Origin of the sequence: Agrobacterium sp. FDAARGOS_525 (genome assembly GCF_003938925.1) — a bacterium.
Classification (GTDB): domain Bacteria; phylum Pseudomonadota; class Alphaproteobacteria; order Rhizobiales; family Rhizobiaceae; genus Agrobacterium; species Agrobacterium pusense.
Genome location: NZ_RKIU01000003.1, coordinates 672,290 through 685,254 on the forward strand (window position 1 = coordinate 672,290; position 12,965 = coordinate 685,254).

The 12,965-nt window shown below is 59.6% G+C and carries 10 protein-coding genes, 1 pseudogene and 1 riboswitch; of the genes and pseudogenes, 5 read left to right on the top strand and 6 right to left on the bottom strand.

The genetic code is table 11. The features are described from left to right. Positions 1-2: 2 nt before the first annotated feature. From EGT36_RS04545 to thiC, 5 genes and pseudogenes are all read right to left on the bottom strand, one after another. Entirely contained in the window at positions 3-1,007 is a 1,005-nt protein-coding gene (locus tag EGT36_RS04545; RefSeq protein ID WP_037090284.1) for a P1 family peptidase, read from the bottom strand. Between the two features lie 88 nt (positions 1,008-1,095). Continuing rightward, positions 1,096-1,869, bottom strand: coding sequence for a thiazole synthase (locus EGT36_RS04550; RefSeq protein ID WP_037090283.1), 774 nt, complete (start codon positions 1,867-1,869; stop codon positions 1,096-1,098). Between the two features lie 3 nt (positions 1,870-1,872). Next, complete coding sequence (gene thiS, locus EGT36_RS04555; protein ID WP_004443639.1) at positions 1,873-2,070, bottom strand: sulfur carrier protein ThiS; 198 nt, start codon at positions 2,068-2,070, stop codon at positions 1,873-1,875. Next, positions 2,039-3,041, bottom strand: a pseudogene (gene thiO, locus EGT36_RS04560) (glycine oxidase ThiO). Before thiO ends, thiS begins: the two are co-directional and overlap by 32 nt. Before the next feature lies 1 nt (position 3,042). After that, positions 3,043-4,866 carry a phosphomethylpyrimidine synthase ThiC gene (thiC, locus tag EGT36_RS04565; protein WP_125270102.1) on the bottom strand — a complete coding sequence of 608 codons (1,824 nt, stop codon included), beginning with the start codon at positions 4,864-4,866 and terminating at the stop codon, positions 3,043-3,045. A 94-nt stretch (positions 4,867-4,960) separates the two neighbouring features. Continuing rightward, positions 4,961-5,072: riboswitch (TPP riboswitch) on the bottom strand. Positions 5,073-5,254: 182 nt separating this feature from the next. Between thiC and EGT36_RS04570 the strand changes: the two genes are divergently transcribed. The 5 genes from EGT36_RS04570 to EGT36_RS04590 are packed head-to-tail and all read left to right on the top strand — an operon-like array spanning position 5,255 to position 11,043. Further along, positions 5,255-5,506 carry an acyl carrier protein gene (locus EGT36_RS04570; protein WP_003504852.1) on the top strand — a complete coding sequence of 84 codons (252 nt, stop codon included), beginning with the start codon at positions 5,255-5,257 and terminating at the stop codon, positions 5,504-5,506. Next, complete coding sequence (locus tag EGT36_RS04575) at positions 5,506-6,687, top strand: acyl-CoA dehydrogenase family protein (protein ID WP_037090281.1); 1,182 nt, start codon at positions 5,506-5,508, stop codon at positions 6,685-6,687. The genes EGT36_RS04570 and EGT36_RS04575 overlap by 1 nt, the downstream gene beginning before the upstream one ends. A gap of 4 nt (positions 6,688-6,691) precedes the next feature. After that, a complete protein-coding gene (locus EGT36_RS04580; protein ID WP_037090280.1) occupies positions 6,692-7,600 on the top strand; it encodes an amino acid--[acyl-carrier-protein] ligase in 909 nt (302 codons plus the stop codon). A gap of 6 nt (positions 7,601-7,606) precedes the next feature. After that, positions 7,607-8,590, top strand: a complete 984-nt coding sequence (locus EGT36_RS04585) for a DUF1839 family protein (RefSeq protein ID WP_006699104.1) — start codon at positions 7,607-7,609, stop codon at positions 8,588-8,590. Next, positions 8,587-11,043, top strand: a complete 2,457-nt coding sequence (locus EGT36_RS04590; protein WP_037090279.1) for a glycoside hydrolase family 2 protein — start codon at positions 8,587-8,589, stop codon at positions 11,041-11,043. Before EGT36_RS04585 ends, EGT36_RS04590 begins: the two co-directional genes overlap by 4 nt. On the opposite strand, the gene EGT36_RS04595 is transcribed toward EGT36_RS04590, so the two are convergent. After that, the gene (locus EGT36_RS04595; RefSeq protein WP_169692062.1) at positions 11,011-12,825 is read right to left on the bottom strand and encodes an alpha/beta hydrolase family protein; all 1,815 of its coding nucleotides are present in this window, start codon (positions 12,823-12,825) and stop codon (positions 11,011-11,013) included. The genes EGT36_RS04590 and EGT36_RS04595 overlap by 33 nt on opposite strands. Between the last annotated feature and the right edge of the window lie 140 nt (positions 12,826-12,965).

Below are 12,965 nucleotides of genomic sequence, written 5' to 3' on the forward strand. Positions count from 1 at the left end.
GGTTAAAGGCTCCGTCCATGAAGATCGCGATAGGCCGTTTGCGCTCCATCCACCGGCAAGGCCGTCGCCTCATAGACGCCACGCGCCACGGCCCGCGCCATGACAATGGTGGCAAGATGGCAAAGTTCTGCGAAATGAACGCCGCGCTCAAGCGGCTTCTCGCCCGTCGCGGCCACGAACATGGTGTCACCGTCACTCGGCAAATGGGCGGGCAGAACGGCGCGGGCCAACCCGTCATGCGCCATGATGGAAAGGCGATGTGCCTGCGCTTTCGTAAGTGCGGCATCCGTCACCACCGTACCGATGGTCGTTGCCGTGAGATTGACCCCCTTGAGGCGCAAGGCGGTATTTTCAGGCTCAAACCGTTGCGGAAAACCGCTTCCGCCAAACTCATCCGCCACCTCAAACGGAGCCGACCAGAAATGGCGGCTCGCGCCGAGGGTTGCCGAGCCAAGCGCATTGACGGCGACAATAGCCGCCACTTTATATCCGCCGGAACTGACAGCACTTGCCGACCCCAGCCCACCTTTGAAGGTCGCGGTCGTTGCTCCCGTCCCCGCACCGACCGTCCCGAGCTCGAAAGGCGCCGCACGCGCCGCCTTGAAAGCCGCATATCCCATGTCTCGATAGGGCGAATGCAAACCCCAGTCCTTGTCGCCGCCATTCAGAAGATCCATGAGGATCGCCTGCGGCACGATGGGTACGCGGGTGGAACCGACCTGAAGGCCGCGGCCGATCTCGCGCAGCCCGGCCTGAACGCCGCCTGCCGCATCCAGCCCAAAGGCCGAGCCGCCTGACAGCACGAAGGCATCCACGGTTTCAACCGTCATCGCCGGGTCGAGCAGGCCCGTGTCACGCCCGCCAGGCGCACCGCCCAGAACAGAACCTGAGGCAATGGCGGGCTTTTCAAAAACAATCGCCGTAACGCCGGAGCCGAGGGAAAGATCGGTAACATTGCCGACCGAAACGCCGTCTATGTCAGTCAGAAGATTGGTGAGTGCCGCCATGCCTTTTCCCTTTTCTCCCGGTATCCCGCCACCATCAGGCACTGTCAACGCAAAAGGTGACACGCCTGATGTCGGCGACGAGCCGCGATCAGGAAAAAACCGCAGTCCCGATCACGGGCGTCGAGGGAACGGCCATGTCCCGCGGCTCCAGCGGTCCGGAAATATATGCCTGATGGCCGGCTTCTATCGCCAGAGCAAAAGCTTCGGCCATGCCGGCCGGGTCTCCCGCCCCCGCCACCGCCGTGTTGAGCAGAACGGCATCGTATCCAAGCTCCATTACGGTGACTGCATGCGACGGGCGGCCGATACCGGCATCAACAATCAAAGGTATGTCGGGGAAACGCGCCCGCATGGATTTCAGCGCCACCAGATTGAGCGGTCCCATGGCGCTACCAATCGGTGCGCACCACGGCATCAACACCTTGCAGCCCGCCTCCAGCAGCTTCTCGGCGACGACAAGATCGTCGGTCGTATAGGGAAAGACCTCAAAACCATCGTCGCAGAGGATTTTCGCGGCTTCCACAAGTGCAAAGACATCGGGCTGCAGCGTATCGTGATGGCCGATGACCTCCAGCTTGATCCAGTTGGTGCAAAACACCTCGCGCGCCATCTTTGCCGTCAGCACGGCTTCCTTGGCGGTGTGGCAGCCAGCCGTATTCGGCAGGACGTTTCGATCCAGTTCGCGGATCAGTTCGAAAAACTGCCCGCCTTTCCTGCCGCCCGCCATTTCCCGGCGCAGCGAAATCGTCAGAATATCCGTGTTGCTGGCCCGGACCGCATCCGCGAGCACGGCGGGGGATGGGTACCGCGCCGTACCAAGGAGAAGACGGGACGAGACCTCACGGCCATAAAGCATCAGCATGGCTCAGCCTCCCTGCATCGGCGAGAGAATTTCGACACGGTCAAAATCCTTCAGTTGATAATCGGCGCGCTCTTCCGAGTGCACGAGTTCGCCATTCACCGCCGTCGCCAGCCAATCGCCTTCGTATTCGAGGCTGGCAAGCAGGCCGGCCAACGTCTCGGCGGCGAGATCAAGCTCGTCGCCATTGACAAGAAGTTTCATGATCCTGTTCCTTCTGAGAGAGTTTGGCGAATGATGTCAGCCGCGTGCCGCGCCATGGCCGGAGAAAGCAGAAAGCCGTGCCGGTGCGCGCCGTTGATGAAAATGGTCCGGCAGTCCTGCATGACCCTGGGGAGATTGTCGGGATAAGCAGGACGCACACCCGTGCCGGATTCGATGATCCGAGCTTCCGCAAAAGCCGGATGCACGGCATAGGCGGCATTCAGGAACTCCATCATCGAACGGACGGAAATGGCCCCGGCATCCTCCGTCTCGATCATCGTGGCGCCCACCATGAAGCGTCCAGACTCGCGCGGGACGATGTAAAGCGGAATGCGCGGATGCAACAGCCGGACGGGACGGGAGAGGGATAGCTCCGAGGTAGCGAGGTAGAGCATCTCTCCACGCACGCCGCGTAGGTTGGAAATTTCTCCCACTGCCGCAGCTCCGGTGCAGTCCACCACCCGGTCGAACAATCGTTCATCGACAGGGATGCCCATGTGGAACCGCACGCCCGTGTTAGAAAGCCGCTCATGCAGCGATTTCAGCGCGAGACGCGGATCGAGATGCCCCTCGCCCGGGAAATAGAGCCCGGAGCGGAAGCGACCCGCAAGATCGGGCTCCAGAGCGGCGATCTCGCCCTCATCCACCCAGCGATAACCGCTGGTCCGCGATGCGAAACGCGTAAGCTCTGACCTGTCGCGTGCTGGCGCGACGACCAGCGTGCCATTGCGAACCACAAGGCCGGGAGTTGCCTCGTCCCACCAGTCAAGCGCCACCTTGCCAAGCGTCAGGACCGCTTCCTCCGCATTTTCGCGCTCGCACCAGGGCGCTAGCATGCCGCCGGCATAAAACGACGCTCCACGAGAAGGCTCGCCACTGCGCTCCGACACCTCGACAACAACGCCCCTCCGTGCCAGTTCGAAGGCCGCCGTCAAACCGGCGACCCCCGTTCCCTTGACAAGGACGTGCATTTTATTCGGCATTCGCAGGCGTCGGAAGCGGCATGTAAAGCTCACCGCCTTCCTTGAAGCGCGCGGCCATGGCCTCAAGCCCCTCCTTCTGCGCCTCGGCGCGGATATCGTGGGAAATCCGCATCGAGCAGAATTTCGGTCCGCACATGGAGCAGAAATGCGCAACCTTGTGCGCCTCCTTCGGCAGCGTCTCGTCATGGAAGGACCGAGCCGTATCGGGATCGAGCGACAGGTTGAACTGATCCTCCCAGCGGAACTCGAACCTTGCACGTGACAACGCGTCGTCCCGCACTTTCGCGGCCGGATGACCCTTGGCAAGATCGGCGGCGTGAGCGGCGATCTTGTAGGTAATGACACCCACCTTCACGTCATTACGATCCGGCAGACCGAGGTGTTCCTTCGGCGTAACGTAGCAGAGCATGGCGGTCCCGAACCAGCCGATCATTGCAGCACCAATGCCGGACGTGATGTGGTCGTAACCGGGCGCAATGTCCGTGGTCAGCGGCCCAAGCGTATAGAAGGGCGCTTCGCCGCAGGTCTTCAACTGCTTGTCCATATTCTCCTTGATCTTGTGCATCGGCACGTGGCCGGGGCCTTCGATCATCACCTGGCAATCCTTTGCCCAGGCGATCTGCGTCAACTCGCCCAGCGTTTCCAGCTCCGCAAACTGCGCCGCATCATTGGCGTCAGCGATCGAGCCGGGACGCAGGCCATCGCCCAGCGAGAAGGAGACATCGTAAGCACGGCAGATGTCGCAAATCTCGTCGAAATGCTCATAGAGGAAACTTTCCTTGTGGTGATGAAGACACCACTTGGCCATGATCGAGCCGCCGCGTGAGACGATGCCGGTGACGCGGTTGACGGTGAGCGGTATGTAATGCAGCCTGACGCCGGCATGGATGGTGAAATAATCCACACCCTGCTCCGCCTGCTCGATCAGCGTATCGCGGAACACTTCCCAATTGAGGTCTTCGGCAATGCCGTTCACCTTCTCCAGCGCCTGATAAAGCGGCACGGTTCCGATCGGAACCGGCGAATTACGGATGATCCATTCGCGGATATTGTGGATGTTGCGGCCGGTCGAAAGGTCCATGACCGTATCCGCACCCCAGCGGATGGCCCAGACCATCTTCTCAACCTCTTCCGCCATTGAGGAGGTGACGGCGGAATTGCCGATATTGGCATTGATCTTGACGAGAAAATTGCGGCCGATGATCATCGGCTCAAGTTCCGGATGGTTGATATTGGCTGGAATAATGGCGCGGCCCGACGCCACTTCCTGACGCACAAATTCCGCCGTGACGTAATCAGGAATATGCGCGCCGAAACTCTCACCGTCACGCGCGAGCTTCTCCTTCGCTGCCTCGCGCCCGAGATTTTCGCGAATGGCGATGAATTCCATTTCGGGCGTGATAATGCCCGCCCGCGCATAGGCAAGTTGCGTCACCGCCTTGCCCGCCGTCGCTTTCAGCGGCTGATGACGTACACCAAATTCAGGCGTCAGGCGTTCGCCGGTGGCGAAACCATTATCTTCCGGTTTGACGTGCCGTCCCTCGTAAGCCTCGACATCACCGCGCGCGACGATCCAGTCATGACGCAGACGCGGCAGACCCTTTTCGATCAGGACCGGATGGTTGAGGTCGGTATAGGGACCTGAGGAATCATAAACCGTGACCGGCGGCTCGCCCGCCGTCGGGTGCACTGCGATCTCGCGCATCGGTACGCGGATATGCGGATGCACAACGCCCGGCTTATGGATTTTCGTGGAGGCGGCATGCGGGCCGGTTGTAACGACGAGCGGTATAGTCTTGGCAGCGATATTCATCTTGAGGCTCCAAAGTTTAACAGTGGAGACCCAGTTCGAGCCGGAATGATGGAAAATACCTGTGTGCCGAAACGCGGCGCCATGCGCCGCCCGACATCAGGTCTTTGCACCGTCCCTACGCCAGTATGAACTGGATCAGGTTCAACGGGTCACTGCGCATGAAAGCAGAATCTCAGCCCCTTGACGGGACACCCCTGGTGAATGGCCCCAGCAAAAAACACCCTCAGGCTTTTGTCAAGACCGGCGATCCATGCTTGGCAAAGGTGCGGGAATGGCGCATGCTGCCGTTAGTTGTAATTAACCTAACGGTTTAGGCGAATATTATCGTTTGCAACGTAACCATAAGCACAAACCATCCTGATGTGAAATTCATGGGAGATACGTCGGAATGAATGCGACTATACGTGAAATACTGGCAAAATTCGGCCAGCTTCCAACCCCCGTCGATACGATTGCAGATGAAGCCGATCTTTACGCGGCGGGCCTTTCTTCCTTTGCATCGGTGCAATTGATGCTCGGCATCGAAGAAGCATTCGATATCGAATTCCCGGACAATCTGCTGAACCGCAAGTCTTTCGCCAGCATCAAGGCCATTGAAGACACTGTTAAACTCATTCTCGATGGTAAAGAGGCAGCTTGATGAACGTCACCGTCGCGCCGCAGGATGAAACGCTGTCCGCGCGCGCGGGCCGTGTTGCGGCAATTGCCGCCAAATATGCGGACGAGGTGGATGTCACCGGCCGCTTTCCGCAGGAAGCCGTTGATGCATTGAGGCAGGAACGTCTGCTCGGCATACAGGTCCCCTCACTGCTGGGCGGCGAAGGCGCCTCCCTTCAGGAAATCGCCGATATCTGCGCTCGGCTTGGGCAGGCCTGTTCGGCAACGGCGATGATTTTCGCCATGCACCACATCAAACTGTCGAGCCTTGTGGAACATGGAGAGGCGAGCGCATGGCACGCGGACTTCATGCGCCGCGTCGCCGGCGAACAGCTTCTGCTCGGTTCCGCCACCACCGAAGGCGGCATCGGCGGCAATCTGCGTAACTCCATCTGCGCAATAGAAGTCGAAGGTGATAGCTGCCGGCTGGAGAAGGACGCCACGGTCATTTCTTACGGCAGCAACGCCGATGCGATCCTGATTACGTCGCGCGCCCACAAGGATGCCGCGCCCGCCGATCAGGTGATGACCGTCTTCCTGAAAAACCAGTATACGCTTGAGAAGACCCATGTTTGGGATACGCTCGGCATGCGTGGCACCTGTTCGGACGGCTTCCTGTTCCGCGGCGAAGCGCCGGCGGCGCAGATTTTCCCAAAGCCTTTCGCAGAAATCGCTGCACAATCCATGCTTGCAAGCTCGCATCTGCTGTGGAGCGCCGTCTGGTATGGTATCGCGTCGGATGCGGTGCTGCGCGCCCAATCTTTTGTCAGAGCCGCGGCCCGCAAGTCGCCCGGAACGGCTCCTCCCGGCGCGATCCGCCTTGCCGAGGTTTCCACCAAGCTGCAGGTGGTGAAATCCAACATCATAGCCGGTATCAAGGCCTACGAGGACACCAAGAGCGATCCGGAAAAATTGATGTCGATGGCCTTTGCGGTTGCCATGAACAATGTGAAAATCTGCTCTTCGGAAACCATTCTCGAGATCATCGACCACGCCATGCTGGTCTGCGGTATCATGGGCTACAAGAATGGCACGCCCTACAGCCTCGGCCGGCATCTGCGCGACGCGCATTCCGCCCGTCTGATGATTTCCAACGACCGTATTCTCGGCAATTCCGCCAATCTCCTGCTGGTTCACAGGCAGGACACCAGCCTCTTGGGATAAGACCATGGACATGCAAACATCGTTCCTCGATCGACTGTTCGAAGAAGGCCTGCTGATTGAAACGGGTGTGGACGGTCTTTATGGACGCAGCGGCCAGTTCGAGGACGTGATTGCCGCTTTCGAGCGGCTGATCGACCGCACCGGTGGCGCCGATGGCGCCGAAGCGATCCGTTTCCCGCCCGGCATCAACCGCGCCTATTTCGAAAAAAGCGGTTACATGAAGAGCTTCCCGCAGCTCGCCGGCACGGTCCATTCCTTTTGCGGCTGCGAACTGGACCATGTCAGCCTGCTGAAGACCATGGATGAGGGCGGCGACTGGACCAAGGATCAGAAAGCAACCGATATCGTACTGACGCCAGCGGCCTGCTACCCGCTTTATCCAACGATCGCCAAGCGCGGCGCGCTGCCTGCCGGCGGCGGTCTCTATGACATCCAGTCCTATTGCTTCCGCCACGAGCCCTCCAAGGATCCGGCCCGCCAGCAGCTTTTCCGCATGCGCGAATATGTCTGCATGGGCACTGAGGCCAACGTCACCGAATTCCGCCAGACCTGGATGGATCGCGGCGTTGAGATGATGAAAGCCGTCGGGCTCGATGTCACCATCGATGTCGCCAACGATCCATTCTTCGGCCGCGCGGGCAAGATGCTCGCCAACAACCAGCGCGACCAGAACCTGAAATTCGAACTGTTGATCCCGGTCACGTCAACGACCAGCCCGACAGCCTGCATGAGCTTTAACTACCATCAGGACGCCTTCGGCCAGAAATGGGGTCTGAACCTCGATAATGGCGATGTCGCCCACACCGCCTGCGTCGGTTTCGGCCTTGAACGCATCGCGCTGGCGCTGTTTGCGCATCATGGTCTCGATGTGAAGAAATGGCCTGCGAAAGTCGTGGAAACACTCTGGGGCTGATTATCCATGCAGCAGATTTTTCCCGGTCTCGATCCCAAAAATTATGTGCAGCATCCGCTTCATTCCTCCGAAAGAATGTGGCCGGAGACCAATTGCTACATTGATTTATGGATCGAGGTGCTGGCCTCGAAAGGCTTATCCCCGGAAGCGATGTTCGGTTTCACCCTGACGCAGGACTTCGAAGGCGACCAGTTCACCTTCTTCAAGGTGCCGCTGGAAGACCTCGAAGCCCTTTATGGCGTTCGCGCCACCGAGCTTGCGATCTTCGATAAGGTGGAAAACCACATCGAGGCGCAGCTGGAACGCGGCCGCATCTGTCTGATCGAGATGGACAGTTTCTATATGCCCGATACCCATGGGGTGGGCTACCGTAAGGAACACGGCAAGACCACGATCGCCATCAACCGGCTCGATCTCGAAAAGCGGGAACTCGACTATTTCCACAATGCCGGCTTCTTCCATCTCTCCGGCGAGGACTTTGACGGGCTTTTCCAGCATCATCTGGCTGAAACCGACCCGCCTTTCCTGCCCTATACGGAATTTGCGAAATTCGCGGACGGCAATCCTTCGCCGGCGCATGTTCGCAAGACCGCCGAACGGCTCCTGAAGTTTCATTTTTCCCGGCGACCTTCCTCCAACCCGGTCCGGGCCTTTGCAAAGGTGTTTCCGGCACAGGTGGAAAAGGTCGCAGACCGGCCCTTCGGGTTTTTCCACAAATACGCGTTCAATACGCTACGCCAGCTCGGTGCCAATTTCGAACTGGCGGCAAGCCACTTCGAATGGTTGGACGCGGATAGTTTTTCTGAGGCAAAGAACCACGCGCTAAAAATCTCCGAGGTTGCCAAGACCGTGCAGTTCCAGCTTGCGCGCGCCGTCACCCGCCGCAAATTCGATGCGCTGGCCACCGTTCTCGATCCAGCCGCGGATGCATGGGATGGTCTGATGCAAAGCCTTGGCAAAAAACTGTCTGATGCCAGCGAGGCCGCGTGAGGACCTATCTCCCGGGTGAAAGCGAGGAATTGCTGAGCGAAGGCTGGACGCTGGCGCTGACGCCCGCCGATGCCTATGAAACGCCCTCCGATATTCCCGCCTCGCTCGAAAGCCTCCATGTCTCCGTTCCCGGAACCGTGGCGCAGGCTTTGGAAGCCGCTGAAAAGTTCGACCGCCTCGCTCCGACGCCCCTCAATGACAGGGACGCCTGGTACAGGCTGACGATGATTTCCGATGTCCGGGAGCGTGCCACCCTGCGCTTCGACGGTCTTTCCACCATCGCGGAGATCTTCTTCAACGGTGAGCTGATCGCGGCAAGCCAAAGCATGTTTGAAAGACTGGAAGTGCCTGTGGAACTGACGGGTGCGGATGAACTCGCGATCTGCTTCAGAGCGCTGGCACCCCGACTTGAAAAAACCGGTCCTCGCGCTCGCTGGCGGCCGCAAATGATGAATACGCAGGGGCTGCGGCTGATCCGTACGACTGCACTGGGTTATATGCCTGGATGGTGCCCGGAAATACACGCCGCCGGCCCATGGCGACCCATCAGCCTGATACGTCAGAACGGAATTCTCTGCACGCTGCAATCTTCGCTGGACGGGGCCGGAACGGGAAGGGTCAGCATCGCGCTGCAAGGCAACCGCCCGATAAAGTCGGCAAAGCTTGGCTGCGCCGGTCACAGCGCCGATCTTTCTCTAGACGAAGGCGGCACACTTTCCGGCGAACTGCGCATAACTGATGTGGAACAATGGTGGCCACACACGCATGGCAGGCCAACTCTGCATGACGTCGTTCTTGAGCTGGACGGCACGCAACATCGCCTTGCACGCACGGGCTTCCGACAGGTCGAGATCGATCACGGCGACGACGGTAAAGGTTTCGGCCTCAGGGTGAACGGTCAACCGGTGTTCTGCCGTGGCGCGGTCTGGACGACGGCCGACATCGTGCGCCTGCCGGGAACGAGGCCGGACTACGAGCCGTGGCTTCGAAAAGCAGCGGAAGCAGGCATGAACATGATCCGCATCGGCGGCACCATGACCTATGAGACCCCGGAATTCTTCGCACTTTGCGACGAACTCGGCATCATGGTCTGGCAGGACGCCATGCTCGCCAATTTCGATTATCCGGCAAGGGACGAGAGTCTGCGCCAGCACATCGTCACGGAAATCTCGCAGTTCCTTGAAGCCACCGCGCTTTCTCCATCGCTCGCCATTTTTTGCGGTGGCAGTGAAATGTACCAGCAGGGCGCGATGCTCGGCCTTCCGGAACAGATATGGAAGGGAACACTGACCGAAGAGGTTCTGCCGGAACTTCTTGCCGAAAAGCGGCCAGACGCGGCTTATGTCGCCAATTCCCCCTCCGGCGGCGCATTGCCCTTTTTTCCGAACACCGGGGTCGGCCATTATTACGGCGTCGGCGCCTATTGCCGTCCGCTGGAAGATGCGCGTCGCGCCGGTCTGCGCTTTGCCGCCGAGTGCCTGGCCTTCGCCAATGTTCCCGAACAGGAAACGCTGGACAGGTATCTACCCGGCGTGGCCGTGCACGATCCACGGTGGAAAGCGCATGCACCGCGTGATCGCGGCGCCTCCTGGGATTTCGAGGATGTTCGCGATCACTATCTCAAGCTGCTTTATGATGTCGAACCGGACGTTCTGCGGCGAGAAGACGGCGGTCTTTATCTCGACATGTCCCGGGCCGCGACGGCCGAAGTCATGGAGGCGACTTTCGCCGAATGGCGGCGCAGCGGTTCATCCTGCCAGGGCGCTCTTGTCTGGACCCTGCAGGACCTCCTTCCCGGTGCAGGCTGGGGTATCATCGATGCCACCGGCAGGCCGAAATCCGTCTGGCATGCCCTGAAAAGGGCGTTTCGCCCCGTCCAGGTCAATCTGCTCGACGAGGGCACGAACGGATTGGACATTCAGCTGATCAACGAGACCGGCGACACCTTCGAGGGTATGCTCGAACTCACCTGCCTGCGCGACGGCGCCCAGCCCGTCGTTCATGCCAAGCGGTCGATCACGCTGTCATCGCGACAGAGCCAGACGATTGCCGCAACTGATCTGTTCGGGGCGTTTTTCGATACGACCTACACTTACCGTTTCGGCCCGCCGTCCCATGATGTCACGGTGGCCCGGCTTCGCGACGTTGCGACCGGACAAGTCATTGCTGATGCATTCCATTTTCCGCTCGGCCGGAAAAAGGCGATGCACGCGGCAAACCTCCAGGTCGCCATCAGCCAAAACAACGATATCTGGTCGCTTGAGATCGGCACTGACCGTCTGGCGCAGTCCGTCCATGTTGCCGCAGAAGGTTACCGTGCTTCGGAAAACTGGTTCCACCTTGCCCCCGGCGAGAGCAGAAAGATCGGCCTTGTGCCGGAGACCGCAGGATCTCAGACGCCTCCTTCCGGTGACGTGGTGTCATTGGGGTCCAGACGACGATTTTCCTTCTAGGGCCACGCTCTTCACGGTCTCCATATAGGTTCTCTTCGCCTCAGGCGTGGAGAGGTTGTGGTCGGCATCGGGGATGATGGTCAGCGACACATTTCGATAGGCGGACAGCCCCTGCCCGTCGGCGTCGAAATAATAGCGGAAATGCTCCAGACCATCATCATTGTCGCTGTAAAGCAGATTGACGGCAGTCCCTTTTGCTTTCAGCAGATCGAAAGCGCGGTATACGGCCCGTCCTTCCTCGCTGCCACGGCGGAACAGCCTCGCGGTTTTTGTCGAAAGCTTCTTCATCGTCGCCTTGACGATATTCAATCCGGCACTGACAACATCCACATCGCCGCTGATGAGACGCTTGAACGTGGCGCCCTGACGAAAGCGCTGACTGTATTCCCCAAAGGAACGGGGCCGCTTGTGCAACGCCTCATCGACCGAACGGCCTTTCCGCCAGTGGAAGACAACCGGGTTCACGGCAACCACCGCTTCAATCCTGTCATCGACAAGCGCGCCATTAAAGGCAAGGTATGCGCCGCTACATCGGCCCGCCGCGATGAACGGACCATTGCTGCCCCGTTCGAGGAAATCGAGCGCGGCGGACACATCGTCATTCTGCGCGGCATCGTAAAGAACCTGGTCCGGCACGCCTTTGACCGGCGGACTATCGGCAATGTTGGCCGCATCGAAACGGAGGGAAGCGACACCCTCCCGGGCAAGCGCCCGGGCGATCTGCACCGAAAGCCTGCCCCAGCCCGCGTGCCGGTCATAGGCCGCCCCGAGCAGCAAAACCGAGGAGACCGCACGCCGGTCGTCCGGTGTGCAGGAAACGCCAAAAAGTCGCCCGCCCTCACCAAACTGCACCGGCTGTTCGAAAAAACCCTGACCGCGCTGCGCCGCGTTGATGACGAAATCAGCCGGGCAGGCCGCGGAGCCTGAGGCCTGTGTCTGCGAAGAGACCCAGCCCACCAGCCGGCTCACCACATTTTCCGATATTTTCGACAGCGTGGGACTGGAAACGAGATCGTCATAGCCCGAAAATTCGGCCTCCTCCACCTCACCGCCGATTGCGGTGAGGTGTGTGGCGAAATCACCGTCCGTGATGCGGCCCGGCCTCGACAGAACGAGAATGCGGCGAGCCGGAGCGGCATCGAGATTCGAAAGATTGATCTTCTTGACGGTATCGGCCACACCGGCTGGCATCGCCATGCCGGCGATTGCACCAGCCTGTGGCATGCGTTGGCTGGCACGCAGGCCAAGTCCATCGTCGATCATCGAAGACCACATCGCCAGTTCGCGCAGATAGGCACGTCCTGAGACGACGGGTGCCAGAAACGCCATGGAACTGGCGGCTCCGGCAAGCGCCTCCGCAGCGATCGGGCAACCGAGGCCCTGGGCGATGACGACCACGCCCGAGCATCCGGAGAGGCGCCTGAGATAGTTCAGCGCCGCCCGCGTATCGGAAAGCCAGTCCGCCACGCGGCCCGCATCTTCCGGATCAAGTGCATCTCCGGTGCCAAGATAGTCAAACCGCAGGCTGGCGACGCCGCAAGCCGCAAGCCGTTCGGCCAGAACCCTTTGGAACTTGCGGCTGCAAAGCTCCTCCATGCCCCACGGACTGACAAAAAGAACGGCGTGTTCCTGCCGCAAGTCCTGGCGTGCCGGATGAAAAATACCCGCAAGCCCGTCAAAGGAAACCGGACGGGCGATCGTGCCGTCCGCCGCGATGCCGGAAAGCAATAATGCATCGAGGGAAGAATTGCTGCTTGTATGCTCTGAAATATCTATTGCCATAGACCTTGCCACCATTGCGCCAGCGTCGGGCTCAACCATTACGGGATCACTATACCGAAGTGTCTTAATGCCTGTTCTACAATAAAAACAATAACATTAGAGAATCCTAAAAATACCATGTCGTCTGGATCGACGAAAAC